The following is a 21,576-nucleotide window of genomic DNA, read 5'->3' as shown; positions in this document are numbered from 1 at the left end:
TGGCAAACACAGCGATCATCAGGGACGCCTATGGAGTCCCGGCAATTTTTGTTGGTTCGAAAACAGGACGGGACGATGCGCCCTTTGTTTTCGTCAGGGTCGGAGACGAGGAGCGCCGGATGCGTTGGTCCGAATGGGATGCTCTTCCGGCCTGCACGGGCGAGCGTCTCTCTTGGGCAGGTAAGTAGGAATGAGATGTTCAGCATGACGAAGGGCCTAACAGGTTCATGGACGGCGGCGCTTTTTCTGGCCTCGGCACTTGCCGTCCCTACGCCTGCCGCTTTCGCCGCGGAGCCGAACTGCCGTGCGGTCGAAAGCACCAGCGCGCGCCTCTCCTGCTACGACGCAGCCTTTCCTCCAAAAACGAGGAAGCCAGCCGAGACCGTTATCGACTCATCGTCAAGCGACAAGGACCCATTCCTTGCGGAAGAAGCCAGAACCGCCGCAAAGCTAAAGAATATTTGCCGCGGTTGCTGAGTTTCGCCGACCGCGCGAGCGTGTTCCGAACATGGACGCTTCAATTAGGGGGCTAGTCAAATGACGAAAGACGGTGCCAAAGGTCGCCGAGTGGCCCGCCACCGGAAGCGGGCTCTTCATCTGGCTGGCGCGGCAATAGATGACAGAGCAGATAGCTCCGCAAGCTCCAAGGTCCAATCGACAAGAAAGCAGCGCCTGCTTCAAGGGCCTGCGGAATTTCGAGGGGTCCGCGTTGATCGTTCGAACAAGACCTCGAGCCACGATGAGTGATCCAGCCCGCGGCATCGCCGGGCAGCTGCAAATAGCTTGCGACGATAAAGGCTAGCTATCCAGCTAATAAAGGTGCACTGTCTCACTGCCACCGCGCGGCCCGTAGCATCTATCGGTGGTGTGGACGCAAGTTTGCGCTCCCGCTCAACGCCACAGCGGAGCACAAAAAGATGCCGGGCCGACGAATCCTGGAACAATCCTCGACATTCGAGTACCGTCTTGCGCAAGACGCAATTAACTTGCGCCAACAAGCCAGAGGAATGCCCCCAGGCATCCGCCGCACGGAGCTCCTGCAAAAGGCCCGGCAGATCGATGTTGCCGGAGAGGTCAACAAGTGGCTGACCTCGCCGGGACTACGGCCCCCAACTTGATCTTCTTCGCTAAAGCGATGAACCTCGGCACAAAGCGAGGAGATTAATTCTCATCGGGAATTTACTCTCACCCTCCCAGGGCTGTAAGCCGCCGCCTGCGCTTTATTTAAGCGGGCGGCGTTTTTGCTCGAGATGGAAAGCCATCGGACGCGACCGTGTCCGCGACGGTTGAAGTGGTCGCCGCGCCGTCCCATGGCAAAAGCAGCAATCTCTCCTAAGGGTGCGAGTTCACTAAGAACCAGGTAGGCCGACAGGTAAGCGTCCCTGAATGGGTGCCTAAATTTTGGACCAGACAACGTCATCGGCGCAGTGCTAGTTTTCCGTATCACCGCATGGTCCGTGGCCTCTATCGGTGACTGAGAGCCGAATGCTCCCGCCTCCTAAGGAATGGAGACGGTTGATGGAAAACGGCAATAGACCCTTTACGAAGACTGAGCTGACACTCGTGGAGCGCCTCAGGCAAGCCGCGCGAGAGGACATGGATGGCCTCGAAATGCTCAAGCTCATCGGAGAAATCGAGGATGAGATCAGACGACGGGGCCTTTCAGTCCCGAGAGGAGTGGACGGTTAGGCACGCTTGAGGCTACGCTTCCGAACCTCTAGGAGAGCACAATGCCTTACTTCACGTCGGATCAGACCCGAGACATCCGCACCGCCAAGGTGCTCGCCGACGCCTTTTGCGCGCTCATGCTCGCAACCTTTTCCATTGTCTTTTTCGGTTGGCTCGGCGGCCTGGCTGCCTTCATTGTCCTCGAAGGTTGCCTGCTTGCGGTCGATTGGCTGGTACCGAGCAAGGACGATGCTGCGGCCGTTGTTCGCTGACTTGACGAAACCGAACATGCGGACGTCGTTCGGTGAGTGCGGTGTCCCTGAGGCAGCGCACCGGGCCGGTTCTGCCTCAATAGCAGACCTGTGGTGGGCGCCGTGGCATGGGCAGCTTGTGACCCATTTGAGACAATGGTCATTCAGTCGTGACACCGAATCGACGCTAGCAGTGACCAAGCTGTCGTAAGTCAGTGTGTGACTGTCATATCCAGTGGTGAGAGGTAGCGCACGCATCTATGCTGGCTTTCGCTGAGGGGCAGATACTGAAGGCGGTGCAGGGCCATCAGTGGTTGTAGCTAATAGTCCTCAGAGCGGCGCAACGTCAGCCGACCTTTCCCTTTTGAGGATGGGATGACGTTCAGCATTCATGCGAAGAAGGAGGACGGGAAACCGTCGGTGCTAGCCACTCAGTCCAATGCTGGCGGTTACGAAAGCTCGCACCCAAATTCGGGCCAGCTGGCAGGTGCAGATCACCGACGAGCAGCAAGATATTTCGGCCTAATAGGTTCGAGGAGCTATGGACCGAAAGCCTTCGATCAGTTTTTGAGCTTCCGCGCTGCTTCGGCATCGCGAGCCACTCGCTCCGCCTTTAATCGCTCGTGGTTTGCATGGAGCGCCGTTTGCGTGCGTTCATACTCGGCCATCGCTACCTTGACGTCCGCCTCCTTGAAGGCCTTTCGTGCCTTACGCAAGGCCGCGGTGGGCACCTGACGGTCGTATGTATAATCCCTCATTTCCTCCTCCTTCTGCAGTTGCTCATTACGCAATTTTTTGTCGGTGGGCCGAAAGTCGAAAGGAGTTTCCCGGGAGTTCGAGGCCTAATTTGCCCTTTTGTGTTTACACTTAACTATGTCGGCGAATGCAAGTCGCCTTGAAGCCAGCGTCCCAGAGCCTTCGACTTCATAGGATCTTCATACGCGGCCAGGGCCGTAACTACGTGATTGCAAACAGCACATTTAAACGTATGCAAGTCGACGCCTGGGCGTGCTGGCTCGATGCTGGTAAGCATCATCTTGGCCTTGCACTTCGGGCAGGCTGGGCGCCCAAATGCAACTGGCGGAATGGCGGACGACATGCGTTTGGATTGGGGCATATGATGCCTCCCCTCGAATAGGCGGGAGCGCAACACTCTCTGTCACCGGTGGATGCCCGGGATGCGGCGGTGATGGAGCTATATAGATCCCGATCGAACCGAATAGCCAGCTAATTCGTGTTCGGTTGCTGCATTAGGGGTTGCAGAGCGCTTCAAGGGTCAAAACAGGGCCAGCGCGTCATCTGCGGTGCGATCAGGGCGCTAAAGATTTCAGTTTGAGGCGGAACGATTCACATGGGCTGGTCTTGGTCTTGAGCGATCGGCGATCTTATCTCCGAAAGCCAAGCCACCGACCGGTCGACATTTTGCCCAATGCCCGGCGGGAGGTCTCAAACGGCCTCAGACGCGCGCACTGAGGCCGTTTTGCTTTTTCAATGACCCACCTGCGACGTGGGCAGCACTCAAAAAAAGTGCACGATCTCACTTCATCGGCGGAATTGTTTGCCCAGGCGGCGCTGCCCGAGCCTACGCGCTTATGTTCAACTGCCGCAGCACGTCAGCGATGAGTTGCTTCACGTCCTGATGGCCACCGTTGTTGAAGGTGATGCGCGTGCCTTGTCCGTCGTAGTGGTGTGGCGGTCACGATCCTATGCGTGTTGATGACGATGGGCTGATCGTCCGGTTGCGTGAACTGCACGAATGCCATGAAAGATCGATCCTGCCTGTTAGGCGCGCGAGCCGCGCGGCACCCCCGAAACCTGCGACGCGCGGGCGTCAAGGTCAAGCCTGTGTACCGAAACGTAAAGGCGAGGCGCTTCAAATGGCTTGCGGCGTTTGTACCCGCTCCACCCGATGCGCCGCCTCGCTTCCCGGTGAGGGCAACACTCATCTACGCGGTTGCGGAACGACCGCTGTTGGCCCTTCGGCGACCTTCAACGATGTCTGCTGTTTGTGCCGCTGTTGAATGATGAGCGGACATCAGGCGCGACCAAGATCAAGCGTCTCACTTATGATGGGGTGGACGCCCCGCCCGACGGCATCGATGTGCCAAAGTGGAGGTGTTGAGCACCACTTAAGGGAGGCGTCCGTGTCAGAGGTTATCATAATCGGTCTGGATATCGCCAAGCATGTTTTCCACGCTCATGGAGCAGACGGGAAAGGGCGAGCTATATTCAGCAAACGGATCAGCCGAGGAAAGCTGCTGGATTTCTTTGCAGCCCAGCCGAGTTGCACGGTAGCTCTGGAGGCATGTGGCGGAGCCCATCACTGGGCCCGGCAGCTCGCCCAGCTTGGCCATGAAGTTCGACTGATCCCTCCCGCCTACGTAAAGCCGTTTGTGAAGCGGCAAAAGAATGACGCGATCGATGCCGAGGCGATCTGCGAAGCAGCGCAGCGGCCGAGCATGCGGTTCGTGGCCGTGAAGAGCGAACAGCAACAGGCGGCGGGTCTGGTGTTTCGGACCCGTGACCTGTTAGTGCGGCAGCGAACGCAGCTCATCAACGCGATCCGGGGACACCTCACTGAATATGGATGGGTCGCACCTAAGGGGCCGTCGCACGTGACGATGCTTACCGACCTGATCGAGGAAGAAGAGATGGCCAGCTCGCTCCCCAAAGCGGCCCACGCCATGTTCCGATTGATGTTGGACCTGCTGACCGACCTCAATGGCAAGGTCGCGGACCTCGACCAGGAAATCGCGCGACGTGCTCGCGAGGACGAAGTATCGCGCCGGCTAATGACCGTTCCCGGCATTGGCCCAATCTCCGCCACCGCGATCGCCGCTCTAGCACCGCCGGCCGAGACCTTTGCCAAAGGCCGTGACTTCGCCGCTTGGTTGGGTCTCACGCCTCTTCAAAGATCGACAGGCGGCAAGCAGAAGCTCGGTGCGACATCCAAGATGGGCGAACGCACGCTCAGGCGCCTCCTCATCATCGGCAGCAGCGCGGTCGTGCAACAGGCAAGCAAACGCGGCGCGCCAAGGGGTTCGTGGCTCGAACAGATGCTAGCTCGCAAACCGCGCATGCTGGTGACCATCGCGCTCGCCAACAAGATGGCGCGGATCGTCTGGGCGCTACTTGTAAAGCAGGAAAATTACAGGGCTCCGGTCGCAGCCAAGGCGTGATCTTGGTGGGCCTGAGGTCGTCAGAGGTGTAGTCGGTCGAAGGAGGGTATGGCGCAACAGTCGGCGAGACGGGGCCGGAAGAACCAGATGTACTCATCGTGCCTAGAGCACGCATTTATGATTTGGTTCCGGTCCGCGAACTCCCATACAGGCCCGCAGCTCCATCGCTGCATCAGAGGCCGGACAGATGGCAGCATCCGACTACGTGCCAATCTTCCTCAAAAACCGCTTGCATCTGGCGGGGCGTCCACAGATGAGTACACGCCCTTCTGTAATGGGCCCGATGATGTCAAGCCTCCCGGGTGAACGTCACGCCGCCGAGCTCATGCTTCTGTCCGTGGTCGACGCCTGGCCGCCACATCATGCTGTCAGAGGGAGCGGTGAGCCTATCTAGATACGCGTGGTTCGTCAGACGACGGCCACTGGGCGTGTAACGGCTTCACCGGATCCACCGTCCCGGCGACGGGACTTCGGGCATTGGGCTTCAGTTTAGCCCGGTTGCGTTCTTAATTTCCTCCGCCTGTTCTATGCCGCTATCGGCCCCGCTTCAGCCCATCGGTAAGTTGTGCCGTCGACCCAGATCCGATGCAAGATCACTGCGAGCTTACGTGCCATGGCGACTTTTGCGCGCTTCGAGCCTCGCCGTTTGGCGACGTCCATCCCCCAGCGCTTGAGTTTTGAGAACCGTGTGATGCGCGATAGCAGAACGTTGGCGGCTTCATACAAGACCGTCCGCACCGTCTCATCGCCGGCCAGCGTGATTCCGCCCGTGACGTCCTTTTCTCCCGATTGATATTTCTTTGGTGTGAGCCCGAACAGCGCGCCTGCTGCCTTTGACTTTGCAATGCGATGAGGATCATCAATCGCGGATTTGTAGGTGATGGCCACCAGGGGGGACCAACGCCTGGTACCGTCATAAGCCGGCGGCAGACTGCATCATCACGCACAATTGCCAGCATAGCCCTGTGCAGCCTTCCGTATTCTGCCTTCAGGGTCGATCGCGCCGAAAGCATCGCATCGGCAATGCGCTCCAATGTCGCCTGGCCCGCAACCAGCTCTCGAATCCGCGCTTCGAAATTCCTTCGGGTCACCGGGCCAACCTTCAGACCGAAGCCGCGCAAAATCCCTCGATACTTAGTTCTACATCGATGAGCCGCCCGAGAAGCTGTTTGCGTGCGATCAGGAGTGCCCGGATCTCTTGCGCGTCAACCGACTTTACGTGTACCGATCGATACCACCCCATCCGGATCAACTGGGCGATCCCGCGGGCATCCTTCCGATCCGTCTTAACCGTCATTGCAGACAACGCGGCCTTCACGTGCCGCGTTTCCAGCAGAACTGTTTCGAATCCTGCACCTCTCAGGCCCGCATGCAGCCATTGCGACAGCGGCCCAGCCTCCAGCCCGATCCGCTTCACTGCAAAGCCGAGCGCCTCAAAAAGCTCAACTAAGGCGCCGGGCTCGCTTGCGACCTTTGCTTCCCTCAGGATATTACCCTGGGCGTCCACAACACACGCGCTCGACAGTTCCAATGACACGTCGATTCCGGCATAATTGTCCACGGCTGTCCTCCGTCTCCAGATGCTTGGGGCCGACTCAAGTCGTGACCCCGTTTCATCATCTATCGGGGGACAGCCACCATCATGACCCCTTGCTCGGAGCCGGGCCCATTACCGCATCTAGCTAGGTCGGCAATTGTGCCTGTCGCACCCTGTCAGGGATTGGCAGCGACCACATGCACAAAGCGAGTTCTTGGCCGACGAAGAAGTTAGCTCAAGATAGCGCTTCTGAGCCGATCTAATCCCGAGCGCGCTGTGCCGCTCCAGCAGAACCACAAGTGATTCGGCTCGCCTCGCCGTCGGAGAATCTCTTCCGTCTATCCGCACTCGGCATGTGCCCCGATCCGCCGAAGCATATGTGAATTTGTTAGATAAGCGAGCAATTTCCCGTCAATGCCCGTCCAACGTATCATTCTCGAAACCCTGCGAATCACCTGTTAATGGTGGTGGCGGAGCACGGCTCACGCTGCACGGCCCAACATTGATTGATCTCTCATGCAATTTGTCGCTAACGGCCCCGACGTCCCCGACGCCCTTTTGCAAGCACATGAAGAAGGCCGGGTTGTTTTTTTCTGCGGGGCGGGGATTTCTTATCCCGCTGGCTTGCCGGGTTTCAAGGGACTGGTCGACGAGATTTACAAGCGTGTCGGCACTAGCCGCTCAGCCATTGAGCAAGATGCCTACGAGCGCAATCAGTTCGATGCTACTCTCGATCTGCTGGAACGCCGACTGCCCGGAAATCGCATCGCCGTTCGGCAAAAGCTGGCCGAAGCCCTGAAGCCTAAGTGGCGCCGCAAGGGTGCCACGGATACTCACGAGGCGCTGCTTGAACTAGCTCGCTGTCGCGACGGCTCACTGCGTCTTGTGACTACAAATTTCGACCGCGTCTTTGAACGAGTAGGAAAGCGGTCCGGCAAGGCATTCGACCCCTACGCCGCGCCGATGCTCCCTATACCGAAGAACAGCCGGTGGAACGGGCTAGTTTATCTACATGGGTTGCTGCCAGCTAAAGCGGACGATGCCGCGCTTCACCGGCTGGTGCTCACTAGTGGCGATTTTGGCCTTGCGTATCTGACAGAACGCTGGGCGGCGCGCTTTGTAGGCGAATTGTTCCGGAATTACCTGGTTTGCTTCGTCGGCTACAGCATCAACGATCCGGTGTTGCGCTACATGATGGACGCACTAGCTGCCGACCGGATGCTGGGCGAGTTCATTCCGCAAGCCTATGCTTTGGGCGATTGCGAGCCGGGCCAAGAACACGCAAAGACGATTGAATGGGCAGCAAAGGGTGTTACACCCATCCTTTACGAGGTCCGCGCGGGCAGTCACTCGGCGCTGCACGAGACTCTGAAGTCGTGGGCCGGCACCTATCGCGATGGCACACTCGGCAAGGAGCGGATCGTCCTTGCGCACGCTCTCGCGCGGCCTTCTGGCAGCACTCAGCAGGACGACTTTGTGGGTCGAATGCTCTGGGCACTGTCCGACGAGTCAGGATTGCCCGCGAAGCAGTTCGCTGACTTTAATCCCGTACCGGGGCTCGAATGGCTAGAGGCGTTCTCGGGTCCACGGTACCTGCACCGTGACTTGAACCGCTTCGGTGTTCCACCGCGCAGAGACGTGGATGACGAACTCCGTTTTAGCTTGATCCAGCGCCCCGCCCCTTATCGATATGCACCATGGATGACACTCGTGTCGGGTGGTGTTCGCGGCAGCGAATGGGACGACGTGATGTTCCATCTGGCCCGCTGGCTGGCCAGGCATTTGAACGATCCAGCATTGATCCTTTGGCTGGCGCAGCACGGTGGCCAATTGCACGAGCGCTGGATAAGGCTCATCGAGCAACAATTGAACCAATTTGCCAAGTTACTTCGGGACGGAAGGACGGCCGAACTGGACGATATCCGCGCCCAATCACCCAATGCCATTCCCGGCCCACTGATGCAAATCATTTGGCGCTTGCTGCTCACGGGGCACGTAAGAGCGCCTTGGCGCGAGCTAAGCTTTTACCACTGGAAGGATCGTCTGAAACGCGACGGATTAACAGCTGCGCTGCGGCTGCAACTCCGCGAGCTACTGTCGCCCAAGGTGACGTTGAAAAAGCCCTTTCGTTGGGGAGCAGAAGAGCGCACGGAAGAGCCAACGCGCATTAAGCAGTTGGTTGATTGGGAACTCGTGCTGGCCGCCGATCACGTTCATTCGTCCCTTCGCGATCTGGCGGATGACCAATGGCAATCGGCGTTACCATCGCTTTTGGATAACTTTCAGCAGCTCCTTCGCGATGCGCTGGATTTGCTGCGTGAATTGGGTGAGGCCGACGACCGAGATGACCGTTCGTACTGGGATTTGCCATCGATCATGCCACATTGGCAGAACCGTGGATTCCGCGACTGGGTGACTTTGATCGAGTTATTGCGTGATGCGTGGCTGGAAACCCAAAAATACGCGCCCGAGCGCGCGCGGCACATAGCACTAGCATGGTTCAATATACCGTATCCGACATTCAAGCGGTTGGCACTGTTTGCCGCCAGCCAGGGTGACGTTATCGATTCAGAAAAGTGGGTCGGATGGTTGGTTTTGGACGATGGTTGGTGGTTATGGTCCGGCGGCACGAAGCGCGAAACCATGAGATTGCTGGTGCTTCAAGGATCGACGATGTCATCGGCAGCTAGAGCCGAGTTAGAGACGGCAATTTTAGCTGGCCCGCCACGCCACATGTATCGAGAAGGCCTCACACCTGAGGATTGGGAATCGATCGTAGAGGACGCAGTTTGGCTACGTCTCGCCAAACTACGCGAGAGCGGCGGTTTGCTGGGGCAAGCCGCTTCTCTGCGGCTCGATAGCTTGACGGCCGCCGAGGCTCGTCGCCGGTTGGCTAAAGATGAACAGGACGAATTCTCACACTGGATGAGTGGAACGGGCGACCCCGATTTTGAATCAAAGCGGCGTGTCGACATTGCACCTCGTAAGCGGACGGATCTGGTCCAATGGCTCAAGCAGCCGCAGACCAGGATGTCGTCCTTTTATGATGAAGACACATGGCTGGATACCTGTCGAACTCGGTTCTTTCATAGTCTCTTTGCCTTATGCGATTTGGCCAGTGAGGGTATTTGGCCTGCCGGGCGTTGGAGAGAGGCGCTACAGGCGTGGAGCGAGGGAATCCTTATTGTTCGGTCGTGGCGCCATGCGGCCCCCTTGCTGGCAAGGATGCCTGAGGCGGTTGTGCAGGCAACCGCTCACAGCCTTACTTGGTGGATGAGGGCGGCCTCTAAAAGCGCTGCCCCGCATGAGACTGTCCTACTCGACCTTTGCGGACGCCTGCTCTCAGCATATCAAGACCCGGATACTGGGATCAGTGAGGACGGAAAGCAGGTCAACGAACCTGTGACGGAAGCCATCAATCATCCGATTGGCCACGTCGCGGAGGCACTGCTAAATCTTTGGTTCGAACGCAAGCCCAATGACAATGAAGGGCTGCCTGCTGGCATCGAGCCGTTTTTCACAGCGATGTGCGATATTGGAGTCGCGCGCTTCCGTCACGGGCGGGTGTTGTTGGCGTCACGTCTGATCGCGTTGTTTCGGGTAGATCGTCCATGGACAGAGCAGAATCTACTGCCTCTTTTTGACTGGGACCGTAATTCTAGCGAAGCAAAGGCAGCTTGGGATGGTTTTCTCTGGTCGCCTCGGCTGTACCACCCACTCCTCATCGCTCTCAAGCCGCAATTCCTGTCCACGGCGCATCACTACGAAAGTCTTGGCGATCACGGCCGACAGTATGCAGCACTCCTCACCTACGCCGCCTTGGACCCGGCGGAAGGCTACACGCCCGAGGACTTCCAACATGCTATTGGGGCCCTACCAGAAGAGGGCTTGCAGGAGGTGGTGCAGGCCCTCTCGCAAGCGCTTGGAGGGGCTGGGGCGCAGCGGGAGGATTACTGGAAAAATCGAGTTCACCCCTTCTGGCAACAAATTTGGCCGAAGTCGCGCGACCTCGCGTCGAACAGCATTTCTGAGTCTCTCGCCATCATGTGTATCGCAGGGGCAGATACGTTCCCTTCCGTACTGGCTACTATCGCGGACTGGTTACGTCCGATCGAACACCCTCACTACGCTGTGCATCAGCTCCATACATCAGGACTATGCGCCCGATTCCCAGAGTCTTCACTACGCTTGCTCGCCGCCATCTTGGCTGATCAGTTGTGGGCACCGAGAGAGCTAACGGAGTGCTTGGAAGCCATAGCACAAGCGGAGCCGCCTTTGCGTAAAGACCATCGATATCAGCGACTAGCTGACTACGCCCGGCGGCGTGGGCATTAGTGCGGTTCACCGACTTGCGCTGGTGCGTTGGTCGGCTCAGATCTCAAACGCTGCCGTTCGCGGAACTGCGGGTAAACCGGCCCTCTGCTCCTTGGCTGGCTTCGTCGTTCGGATCGACTTGCCAGTTCTGAAAGTCCAACGCCCAGCGGTCCTAGTTAGCTACACCCTATGGTAAACTATATGTGTGCCCTAGATTGATACCGCGATCGCAGGTAGATCATGCTTTGCGGTATCAAAAGGAGGCACCGTGAAGCTCCTTCCGCGCTGTTATAAGGTGCACGCTGGCTCTGATTTGATACCGCGCCGGGATATATTGATGCCGCGTTCTAGTTTTCTCGCTCCCAGCTCATAAACTCTTTGGTTGCCAGCTCGCCCGTGACGTCGCAACCCCAGAACGTAAGTTTCCACTCGCTGGCATGAGGGAGCTTGCGATTGAAGCCGCCTTTGGTCATGCACTCGATGAATCCGCGGTCTTGAAGCTCAACAAATGCCCGGGATGCCGTTCCGCGGGCAATATTGCAGCGCTCAGAGGCACGTCGGACCGAAAGCCCAATTCGTCCGTTGTTAAATCCGTCGTATGCTCGCGCGATTTCGATTAGCACCGCCCGCGCCGGGCATGTCAGCGACAAATAAGCCGGAGAGTCGAGCAGCCAGCGATACAAACGCACGTGGGGTGCATCAAGTCGCTTGTTACGCCTGCGGCGACGCATCATGCGCCTCCTGCCTCAGAATGCCGTCCGTGATTGTTCGCGAGTTCAGGCGTACCGAGGGTGCCGGCGGGGCCGAAACCGCACCAGCGCCGTTCTGTGGGTCAGCAATGGGCATTAGGACAGCCCGCCGATGATTTCCAGAACAGTTACGCTACTGCGCAACACGTAACGCGCGTGAAACCCAGCAAAAGGACCACCGTGCGCTTCCTGCAGGGTATCTATGATGACGCCAAGCTTACGCAGTTTGTGGATATAGCTACTCCAGCGCGGGGCGGGGTTGTCGAAGTAAGTGCAGCCGGTGTGCCCTGCCGCCAGCAGTTCCAGCAAGGCCCACGCGGCCCGACCGGCAACGACAACGGCGTTTCCGGCGTCGATCTGAGCCTTCAACGTCAACACCGTCATCAGCGGTCCTCCCTGCCAAGGAGGCCCGCGTTCGCTGCCAGTGTTGCCGCCGTAGGGATCGAGACCCGGCAGCGCCGAGCAACCCACCGGATCCGGTGGTCAGAACCCAAGTCGCGCTGATCGCGCTGGTCGAGGATTTCGGGGAGGTGGAAATATTCTTTCGAATGGGATACCGTCATCGCGCCTAATTCCTGTTGACCTGGAGTTGGCAAAAAGAAGCCCGGCGGCGGTGGCGAGACCGCGCCGGGTTGTTCTTCAGCGGCATCTATGCCGCGCTCGGAAGCGAATTTAGAAATCGGCGCAGATCATCCCTCAAGATCAGCGTCCGCGTGCCACACTTGCGAGCCTTCAGGTGTCCCGAGGCGATGGCTTCGTAGACCTTGGTTCTGCCGATTCCGGCCATAGCGCAGGCTTCTGAAATTGAAAGGCCTTCGCGCTGAAACGTGCTGCCAGTACTCATGTGTGTTTCTCCGTGATCGTCTGTGTCATTGCGGACGACGGAGACTGTGAGCGGTCAGCCTTTTCTATTGCGGGTCTTATTAACTCGCTTCTTTCGAGGTTTTGCGACCCGACGCGCGCGTGCGATGGCTACAGCAAGCGCTTCACACGATTGTTTGCCTCGCCGGTATTCCGGCTCGAAAGAAGTCTGAAGGCGTTTGACAAACTGTACAAATGGCGAAGCTTGACCGCTTCGGTTCTTGTCGGAATCCTTACGGACCTGTGTCGGCAGATCGTTTTCTTGCAAGAGTTTGGTTACGTTCCGTATCCAGGCGTTCCATGCCGCGCCAGAGCGAGGCCCAGCGAGACTATCTCCATCGACCTCCTCTTGAGCCTTCGTGCAGGCGCTGATGAATGCTGTCAGGACGTCGGATAGAATATGTACTCTTTGGATTCGAGCATCGTCGAAATGCCGCTCGATCAAGTAGGTTGCGAAGAAAGCAGCATCGGTACTCTCAGTGCCGATGAGTGCCTTCTGAAACGCACTGGCTGATCTCTGAACCTTTGTAAGTCGTGCTTCGGTGCCATCGAATGACTCTGCAGCCCTCTCAAAAGACGCAAAGTGCAAGAAGTTTGCCGTTAGGCCAATAAGCTTGCCTCGGACATCATCAGGTAGCTCTTTGCCAAGCGCAGCCTGCAATGCTTTCCAGTCTGCCTCGGATATCGCGAAGTCGGGTGTGGCGCCCGCGGAGGAAGCAAAGGGAAGGATTCGTTTGGTGGGGGGCACTGGCGCTTTCGGGAGCACGCTATCGCGTTGATTTTTTCAGATGAACGACGTTATCTACCGCCTCAGGTTCACAATAGGCGGCCCAGGCATCCATCAGCTTGCGACGCTTCTCCAGCGCATCGCTGCGGCGATACGCCTGTTCGGCCTTATCGCCGATAACATGCGCCAGGGCAGTCTCGACGACCTCGCGCGGGAAGTTGGAAACATTGCCGGCCCAATCCCGGAAGCTAGAACGGAAGCCGTGCACGGTCGCGTCCTCCACCTTCATTCGCCGCAACACCATCTCCATCGCCATGTTGGACAGCGGCTTGTTGCGGGCCTGTCCCGCAAAGACGAATTCGCCGCTCTTGAGCTTTTCGAGCTGGCGCAGGATTGCGGCGGTTCGCGAGGACAGGGGAACGCGATGCTCCCGGCCTGCCTTCATACGTTCCGCTGGCACCGTCCAAATTTTCTTGTCGAAATCGATTTCCGACCACTGCATTCCCAAGACCTCGCCCGAACGAGCGGCGGTGAGAATACAAAGCTCCAATGCCAGCGATGCCGTTGCCTCCCGCTGCCGCAGATTGCCGACGAAGGTCGCGACCTCCTCATAGGGCATCGCCGGATGGTGGCCGCGCGCTAGCTTGGACGGCTTTGGCAACAGATGGTCCAAATGACCGCGCCAGCGTGCTGGGTTCTCGCCGTCCCGGAAGCCCTTGGCCTTGGCAGCGTCCAGAACCTTCTCAATCCGCCCGCGCACTCGTGAGGCGGTTTCCGCCTTCGTGGTCCAGATCGGCTTCAGGACGGCCAGCACGTCGTCGGTGGTGATGGTGTCCACCGGCTTCGACCGTAGCGGGGCCGCGTAGCTTTCCAGCGTCGATTTCCATTGCGCCTTGTGTTTCTCGTTGCGGAAGCCGGCCGAAAGCGCCTCCCGCACGTCGTCGGCCATCTCACCGAAGTTGGGGATGCCGCCGTCGCGCTTGCGTTCCTCGATGGGGTTGAGCCCTCGGGCAATCTTCCGGCGCGCGGTGGCGGCCTTCTCGCGGGCATCGGCGAGCGGAACGCTGGCCGCGCTGCCCAGGCCCATTTCCTTAGCCCGGCCGCGCCACGTAAAGCGGAGAACCCATTTACGAGCACCGGTTTCCGAGACGATCAAATAGAGGTTGCCGCCGTCGCTGTATTTGCCCGGCTTGGCAGTCTCGACTTTGCGCGCGGTGAGCTTGCTGGCCATGTTCGCCCTCAATCCGGTCCCCAACTCAGTCCCCAAAAATAACACGGCTTTGGGCGAGCGGGTATAGACATTGACGGACGGAGGCGGCGAAATCAGCCAATTTCGAGCGGATTCGGCATTCTTAGACGGACGATGGCGAACGTCACGAAGACTTAGTTAGTCGGACACTCTCTCCGCCAATTGCGCGATTGTGTGCGTCAAACTACGATTTCGTGCGCTTGGGGCCGCTTCGCGAGCGACTCGTCCCTCTGCTGGTCGCCCTAGCCACGGCCCGTCTCTGTAGGGTCGCGATCGGCCGTTGGCACCAGTCCCCACGAAGCTTCGCTTCATAGCTTCAGCTCAACGCGTGACCAGCTAGCCCGTACACCCACGGCTCATTTTCCTTTCGGTTCAGGAATCGCCGGCCCTTAGACATCGTCGTGACGGTGTCGGTCATCCCGAGGCGGCTCTGTTGAAGGAAGTCGGCAAACAGACCCGTCTGCTCCCGCGTATCGACGCGGACGAATTGTCTCGCGAGATCCCTGAGATGCACGGCCGTGAGATGGATCGCGTCACAATCATTGCTGGCGATGATCGGGCCGATCACATGACCGCGCCCGAATTCGCGCTTCATGGAATAACCGACGGTCTCTCCGCCGCGGCGCAGGACGGAGATTGACGCACCTTCAGAAAGCAACGCGAGCAGCTTCTGCCGGTTAGTTCCGAACGCGCGTTCATCCAGTGCCGCGATCTCTCCGATGTTAGCCGTGGACAGCGAGCTCAACTCACCGGCCAGACCCGGCACCGGCGGGGGCGGTGAGACGATCTCTCCTTGCCACAGATGCACGGTGGCTTCCTTCGTGAACCCCAGCGACAGATACAGATGATAGGCGGCATGGGTTGAATTGAGGGTCAAATTCCGGTCGCCACACCGCTCGAAAACCTGCTCCATGAGCCAGCGGCCAGTACCTTGTGCCTGGGTTCGGGGCGATGTGATCACCAGGCCAATCGTCGCGAATTCCTGGCTATAAGGGAACCACATCGCGCTGCCGAAAACGCGGCCTATGCCGTCAACGGCGACGATGCCGTGGCCGGCGCGGCGTAGGAAATCCCAATCCTTGGGGCGATGCGGCCAGCCGACACCGATCGAAAGCGCGTGGAGCAGCTTCACATCAACGTCGTTTATGTCCTTGGCCACCAGTTCAAAGGACTTCACGCGTACCGTTCGTCCCATTCAGCTCATCCATTCCTTTGCGGGCTCAAAGGCCGCGGCCTATCCCCCGCCGACCTTCTGCTGCGTGCCGCACAAGCCCTCTTTTGCAGCAGCATAGCGCGGAAGGCCAGCAGGTTTCGCCTGTTTGGCGGGCGGTACTCGGAATGTTTCGCCGCCAGTGGAGCTCGATTCAGCAGGGAAAGCTACTGGTTGCGGCCTATCGATATCCGGCAACAGCAGGCAGGGTGACCCCAGTGAACGTTGAAGGCTTCGTAGGGCTCGCCGCCTTTCCAGCCCTCGGTGGCCGGCCAGTCCGGTCTCAACGCGCCGCATCCCGGGCGAGGACCTGAGAGGACCACGTCGATGGCGTTCCTTTTCAATTCCGATGCTGCTCGGGCGGCTATATTCCGGCAGGCCTTTGCGCGCGAGCTCCCTGATCTCGAATTCTATCATTCCAGCGAATGCTTCGAGCCGGAAAAGGTACGGTACCTGATAACCTGGAACCCGCCCGACGATCTCTCGCGTTTTCGAAATCTGGAAATGCTCTTTTCCACCGGTGCGGGGGTCGATCAATTCAAGCCGGAGACCCTACCTGGCCACGTCAAGCTCGTGCGCATGATCGAGGATGGCATCATACGCATGATGCAGGAGTACGTCGTGCTTGGGGTGCTGACACTCCATCGCGAGATGCTTGCCTATCGGGAGCAGCAGGGAAGAGGCCTATGGCAGGCTCTTGCAACGCCCCAGGCTGCCGATCGGCGCGTCGGCTTTCTGGGCCTCGGCATGTTGGCGCAAGCTGCGATTGATCGCCTCAAGCCGTTTGGATTTCCCCTTGCCGCGTGGAGCCGCAGCAACAAAACGATCGAGGGCGTCACCTGCTTCCACGGCGATGGTCAGCTTGGCAGCTTCCTGAAAGGAACGGACATTCTCGTCTGTCTTCTGCCCCTGACGGAGCAAACGAGCGGCATCCTGAACGCACAGCTGTTCTCTCTCCTGCCGGCGGGAGCAAGGCTGCTGCATGTCGGCCGCGGTCCGCAGCTTGACCAGGGCGCACTCATCGAGGCGCTCGACAGCGGGCACCTTGCGGCCGCCATGCTTGACGTCACCGATCCCGAGCCATTGCCAGAGAACCATCCACTCTGGTCCCATCCGAAGGTGATCATCACGCCGCATATCGCGTCCGTGACGCAACCGCATACGGCAGCACAATCCGTCATAGAGAACATCCGGCGCCACCGCGCTGGACGAAATCCGATCGGCCTCGTCGATCGAGCGCTCGGTTACTAACAGGAAAGATGCCATGTCACTTCTGATTGCCATCGACACCAATCCGGATTTTGTACCGAAGAAGGCCGTGCCGGATCCGGAACGGCTCATTTCGGGCAATCCGTCCTTCAAGACCTGGGCGCAGGACGCCTCGAAGGGTGAGAAGGTGCTGACGGGCGTCTGGGAGGCAACCCCCGGCGAGACCCATTCGATCAAGGGCACCACCTTCGAGTTCTGCCACATCATCTCGGGTCTTATCGAAATCGAGGAAAAAGGTGGTGAGACGAAGACTTTCCGCGCCGGCGACAGCTTTGTGATGAAGCCGGGCTTTGTTGGCGTCTGGCGCACGATCGAGACCGTGCGGAAGATCTATGTCTGCCACTATGACTGAGCACGATGCCTGACGGCGGCCTCACTAAACGACGGCCAGAACAATCGACTTTCGAGTGCCCGTCTGACCGGATTCAACGCGGTCAGACGCTTCCTTCTCGATGAAAAATGCGGCGCGCGGTGCTGTATGGCTCAGATGAGACGGCTTGTCTCGCCAATCGCATATCCGGCAGTGTTGGCGGTTTGACCCCGAAGAGTAAGGGAACAAATACATGGTTGCATTGAAAGACAAGGATCTGTTTCGCCAGCAGGCACTGATCGGCGGCCACTGGCGCGACGCGAGTGCGAAGGCGACGGTTGATGTCATCGATCCTGCCAGCCAGCAAGTTCTTGGCACCATCCCCGATATGGGGTGCGAGGAGACCAAGGCTGCCATCAGCGCTGCGGTCGACGCGTTCAAGCATTGGAAGACCAAGGCCCATGCAGAGCGCGCCGCGCTGCTGGAGCGCTGGTATGAGCTCATGCGACTCCATGAGCAGGATTTGGCTCTTCTGCTCACGCTGGAGCAGGGCAAGCCACTGGCGGAATCGCTCGGCGAAATCCGCTATGGAGCCTCCTTCGTCAAATGGTTTGCGGAAGAGGCGCGCCGGATCAACGGATCGACGGTCCCGTCTCCCACGGTCGATCGCCGCATTCTGGTTTTGAAAGAGCCTGTCGGCGTCTGCGGGATCATTACGCCCTGGAATTTCCCCAACGCGATGATTACACGGAAAGTGGCGCCCGCGCTGGCCGCGGGCTGCACCGTCGTCATCAAGCCCTCTGAATTCACGCCGTTTTCGGCCCTCGCGATCGGTGTGCTGGCGGAGCGGGCGGGGATTCCACCTGGCGTGATCAACATCGTGACGGGCATGCCGACGGACATTGGCAAGGAGCTGATGGCCAATGAGTCCGTCCGCAAGATCTCGTTCACGGGATCGACCCGCGTCGGCGCGCTGCTGATGAAAGGCGCCGCCGACAACATCAAGCGGCTCAGTCTCGAGCTCGGCGGCAACGCGCCGTTCATCGTCTTCGACGATGCCGATATCGACCGCGCCGTCGAGGGCGCAATTGCGTCGAAGTTCCGCAACGGCGGACAGACCTGCGTCTGCTGCAATCGCATTCTTGTCCAATCGGGTGTCTACGATGCCTTTGCACAGAAGCTCGCCGGCAAGGTCGCGAAAATGAAGGTCGGTGCCGGTACGGAAGATGGGGTCGCAATCGGGCCGATGATCAATGGCGCAGCGATCGAGAAGATCAAGCGGCACGTCATGGACGCGCTGGATAAAGGCGCAAAGATCATCGCTGAGAGTGAGGCGGTGCCGGAGGGCCGGCAATTTGCTCGGCCTCTCGTGCTCGGTGGCGCGACGACCGAGATGCTCCTGGCTTCGGAGGAGACCTTCGGGCCGGTCGCGCCGCTTTTCCGGTTCGAGACGGAGGACGAGGCGATAGCGATCGCAAACGGTACGCCCTTCGGTCTTGCGGCGTATTTCTACACTGAAAACCTGAAGCGTTCTTGGCGTGTTGCCGAAGCGCTGGAGTTCGGCATGGTCGGCTTGAACACCGGCCTGATCTCGACCGAGGTTGCGCCCTTTGGCGGTGTCAAACAGTCGGGCCTGGGACGCGAGGGATCTCAGCTCGGGATAGAAGAATATCTCGAGAGCAAGGCCCTTCATGTCGGCGGCCTGGATTGAGCGTCCATCGGATCTGAAACAAGAAAAGGGGGCGGTTGAACCGCCCCCTTTTCCTTGACCAGCGCAGATCTCTATTGCTGAAATGCCGCGAGCGATCCCGAAAGAACTGCGCTTAGGCGCTTTTACGAAGAGGCTCCAGGCCGACTGCGGCAGCCAAGCCGCCGATGCCAGAGACCTCGGCGTATTCATAGAAGGGGTTCGCCGGCTCGTGACCGCGGTTCACCCATACCTTGCTCTTGATACCCAGATCGTAGGCGGTCATCAGATCGTAGCGGAACGAGGAGGAGACGTGGGTGATATCTTCCGGGCCGCAGCCCAGCTTGTCGAGCATGTATTCGAAGCCCTTCATGTGTGGCTTGTAGGCGCCAGTCTCCTCGGCCGTGATGACCGTGTGGAAGGGAGCACCGAGCTTCTCCACGTTGGACATGATGAGGTTCTTCATGGAGTTCGACAAAATGACCAGCGGAATCTCCCTGGCAACTTTGGCCAGACCAGCCGGGACGTCGGCATGTGGACCCCACGTGTGGATCTCTTCATTGATGCGCTGGGCATCCTCCGGCCGAAATACGATACCGTTGCGCTTGCAAGCGCGCTCCACCGAATTATGCACGACCTCGAAGTACGGCTTCCACGCGCCAAGAACCTCGTCCAGGCGATAGGCGGCGAAATCCTTGATGAAACTAGCCATCGTCGTGGCAGAAAGTTGAGAGCCATAGACTCTCCTCGCCGCGCCGGCCATGTCGAAATTGGTCAGCGTGCCGTAACAGTCGAAGGTGATGTATTTGGGTCTGAACGTCGCCATAGCTCCAATCCTTGCGATCTCACGCACCGCTTGCCGGTACGACAAGCATCATAGCGAGCACCCGACAAGATAAAGCACCGATGTCGCGGTGACCGGGAGCAGATTGTGTCGTATCGGATCGGAGCTGTGGCAGAGAGTTGTGCGAAATAGGCGCATCCGACGTGAGCGCCAATGCCTGGCGCAAGCCGATGCCGGCATAAGATGCGGCGCCGATCGTCAATGACAGTCAAAATGCCCTTCGTCCATGTCCAGCCTGGGAGCAACTGCTGTCTTGGTCATCCTACGTTGAGTGCGAAAACATCGGGGTGGCCGCACAAACATTGCGGTTGATCTGGAGGACGACATGTTGAGCAACTCGCTGATTGAACTCGATCGCGCGCATCTGATTCACCCGGTCTCATCCTATCGAAGCCACGAGACGACGGGTGTCCGCGTGCTGAAGTCAGGGAAGGGCGCGACGCTGACCGATGTCTCGGGACGTCAATTGCTGGACGGCTTCGCCGGCCTATGGTGTGTCAATGCCGGCTACGGACAGGACAGCATCGTTGAAGCGGCTACGCGGCAGCTGCAGGAGCTGCCTTATGCGACGGGCTATTTCGGTTTGGGCTCGGACCCGGCGATCCGGCTGGCGGCCAGGTTGGCTGAATTGGCGCCTGCCGATCTGAACCATGTCTACTTCACGCTGGGTGGCTCCGATGCCATCGACAGTACGATCCGGTTCATCAGGTACTACTATCATTCCAAAGGGCGGCCGCAGAAGGACCAGTTCATTTCCGTCGAGTCTGGCTACCATGGATCGTCGACGGCAGGGGCTGGCTTGACGGCGCTGCCCGCCTTTCATGCGGGCTTTGGGGTGCCATACAACTGGCAACACAAGATCCCCTCGCACTACGCCTATCGCAACCCTGTCGGTTCCCATCCCCAGGCTATCATTGCGGCGTCGGTCGCGGCCTTGCGGGCCAAGATCGCCGAACTCGGCGCCGAACGCGTCGCCGCCTTCTATGTCGAGCCGATACAGGGGTCAGGAGGCGTCCTCGTTCCGCCGCCGTCCTGGCTGAAGGCGATGCATGCGGTCTGCAAGGAGCACGATATTCTGTTCGTTGCCGATGAGGTCATCACCGGCTTTGGCCGTGTCGGTCCGCTCTTCGCCTGTGAAGAGGATGACGTCGTGCCGGATCTCATGACCACGGCAAAGGGGCTAACCTCTGGCTACGTGCCGATGGGGGCCGTTCTCATGTCCGACGGCGTCTACAACACGATTGCCGATGGCGCCGGCAAGGTGGCCGTCGGCCACGGCTACACCTATTCCGCTCATCCCGTCAGCGCAGCCGTTGGGCTCGCGTGCCTTGATCTCTATGAAAACGGCTTGCTGGAAAACGGCCGGAAGGCCGGGCACCGGCTGATGGAAGGTCTTCGGGCGCTTGCCGATCATCCGCTTGTCGGCGATGTCCGCGGTCGCGGCATGCTGGCTGCAATCGAGCTCGTGACTGACAAGGAGCTCAAGACGCCTCTGCCGGCGGAAGCCGACGCGGCGCGCCGCATCTTCGACCGCGCGTGGGACAATGGTCTCGTGATCCGCGCCTTCGCGCAAGGCGTGCTGGGCTACGCGCCGCCGCTGTGCTGCACCGATGACGACATCGACGGCATTATCGAGCGGACAAAGACTACGCTCGACCAGACGCTCGAAGACAAGGACGTCCGCGCGGCGATGAAGGGATGATCACCGCGCTGCCGGTCGG

15 protein-coding genes and 1 pseudogene are annotated in these 21,576 nt (G+C 59.1%); 7 read left to right on the top strand and 9 right to left on the bottom strand.

The genetic code is table 11. The features are described from left to right. Positions 1–1,730: 1,730 nt before the first annotated feature. Positions 1,731–1,940, top strand: a complete 210-nt coding sequence (locus RAD04_RS26355; RefSeq protein ID WP_461626105.1) for a hypothetical protein — start codon at positions 1,731–1,733, stop codon at positions 1,938–1,940. Positions 1,941–2,479: 539 nt separating this feature from the next. On the opposite strand, the gene RAD04_RS26350 is transcribed toward RAD04_RS26355, so the two are convergent. Further along, positions 2,480–2,677, bottom strand: a complete 198-nt coding sequence (locus tag RAD04_RS26350; protein ID WP_461626104.1) for a hypothetical protein — start codon at positions 2,675–2,677, stop codon at positions 2,480–2,482. Positions 2,678–4,063: 1,386 nt separating this feature from the next. On the opposite strand from RAD04_RS26350, the gene RAD04_RS26345 reads away from it, so the two are divergent. Beyond that, positions 4,064–5,098 carry an IS110 family RNA-guided transposase gene (locus RAD04_RS26345; protein ID WP_461626103.1) on the top strand — a complete coding sequence of 345 codons (1,035 nt, stop codon included), beginning with the start codon at positions 4,064–4,066 and terminating at the stop codon, positions 5,096–5,098. Between the two features lie 525 nt (positions 5,099–5,623). Here RAD04_RS26345 and RAD04_RS26340 read toward each other — a convergent pair. Then, positions 5,624–6,659, bottom strand: a pseudogene (locus RAD04_RS26340) (IS110 family RNA-guided transposase). A gap of 492 nt (positions 6,660–7,151) precedes the next feature. Between RAD04_RS26340 and dsr1 the strand changes: the two are divergent. Next, complete coding sequence (dsr1, locus tag RAD04_RS26335; protein ID WP_461626102.1) at positions 7,152–10,970, top strand: anti-phage defense-associated sirtuin Dsr1; 3,819 nt, start codon at positions 7,152–7,154, stop codon at positions 10,968–10,970. Positions 10,971–11,296: 326 nt separating this feature from the next. On the opposite strand, the gene RAD04_RS26330 is transcribed toward dsr1, so the two are convergent. The 6 genes from RAD04_RS26330 to RAD04_RS26305 form a co-directional block, all read right to left on the bottom strand. Beyond that, on the bottom strand, positions 11,297–11,683 hold the full coding sequence (locus tag RAD04_RS26330) for a hypothetical protein (protein WP_461626101.1): 387 nt from the start codon (positions 11,681–11,683) through the stop codon (positions 11,297–11,299). Between the two features lie 111 nt (positions 11,684–11,794). Further along, on the bottom strand, positions 11,795–12,082 hold the full coding sequence (locus tag RAD04_RS26325; protein WP_461626100.1) for a winged helix domain-containing protein: 288 nt from the start codon (positions 12,080–12,082) through the stop codon (positions 11,795–11,797). 265 nt (positions 12,083–12,347) lie between these two features. Next, positions 12,348–12,542, bottom strand: a complete 195-nt coding sequence (locus RAD04_RS26320) for a helix-turn-helix domain-containing protein (RefSeq protein WP_461626099.1) — start codon at positions 12,540–12,542, stop codon at positions 12,348–12,350. 54 nt (positions 12,543–12,596) lie between these two features. Then, entirely contained in the window at positions 12,597–13,307 is a 711-nt protein-coding gene (locus RAD04_RS26315) for a hypothetical protein (RefSeq protein ID WP_461626098.1), read from the bottom strand. Positions 13,308–13,326: 19 nt separating this feature from the next. Next, positions 13,327–14,517 (bottom strand): tyrosine-type recombinase/integrase, encoded by a 1,191-nt coding sequence (locus RAD04_RS26310; protein WP_461626097.1) that lies wholly within the window; start codon positions 14,515–14,517, stop codon positions 13,327–13,329. Between the two features lie 334 nt (positions 14,518–14,851). After that, positions 14,852–15,730, bottom strand: a complete 879-nt coding sequence (locus RAD04_RS26305; protein ID WP_092252109.1) for a GNAT family N-acetyltransferase — start codon at positions 15,728–15,730, stop codon at positions 14,852–14,854. Positions 15,731–16,072: 342 nt separating this feature from the next. On the opposite strand from RAD04_RS26305, the gene RAD04_RS26300 reads away from it, so the two are divergent. From RAD04_RS26300 to RAD04_RS26290, 3 genes are all read left to right on the top strand, one after another. Beyond that, entirely contained in the window at positions 16,073–16,996 is a 924-nt protein-coding gene (locus tag RAD04_RS26300) for a 2-hydroxyacid dehydrogenase (protein ID WP_461626096.1), read from the top strand. Between the two features lie 13 nt (positions 16,997–17,009). Further along, complete coding sequence (locus RAD04_RS26295) at positions 17,010–17,366, top strand: cupin domain-containing protein (RefSeq protein ID WP_092252113.1); 357 nt, start codon at positions 17,010–17,012, stop codon at positions 17,364–17,366. Positions 17,367–17,577: 211 nt separating this feature from the next. Then, the gene (locus RAD04_RS26290) at positions 17,578–19,035 is read left to right on the top strand and encodes an NAD-dependent succinate-semialdehyde dehydrogenase (protein WP_461626095.1); all 1,458 of its coding nucleotides are present in this window, start codon (positions 17,578–17,580) and stop codon (positions 19,033–19,035) included. Between the two features lie 112 nt (positions 19,036–19,147). Here RAD04_RS26290 and RAD04_RS26285 read toward each other — a convergent pair whose 3' ends face one another. Further along, positions 19,148–19,837 carry a haloacid dehalogenase type II gene (locus tag RAD04_RS26285; protein WP_461626094.1) on the bottom strand — a complete coding sequence of 230 codons (690 nt, stop codon included), beginning with the start codon at positions 19,835–19,837 and terminating at the stop codon, positions 19,148–19,150. Positions 19,838–20,180: 343 nt separating this feature from the next. Between RAD04_RS26285 and RAD04_RS26280 the strand changes: the two genes are divergently transcribed. Continuing rightward, on the top strand, positions 20,181–21,557 hold the full coding sequence (locus tag RAD04_RS26280) for an aminotransferase class III-fold pyridoxal phosphate-dependent enzyme (RefSeq protein ID WP_461626093.1): 1,377 nt from the start codon (positions 20,181–20,183) through the stop codon (positions 21,555–21,557). Positions 21,558–21,576: the final 19 nt, after the last annotated feature.

This window comes from Bradyrhizobium sp. 25ACV, from assembly GCF_054863005.1.
Note: the sequence above shows the minus strand (reverse complement) of the source record. Positions and strands in the feature narration are given on the sequence as shown.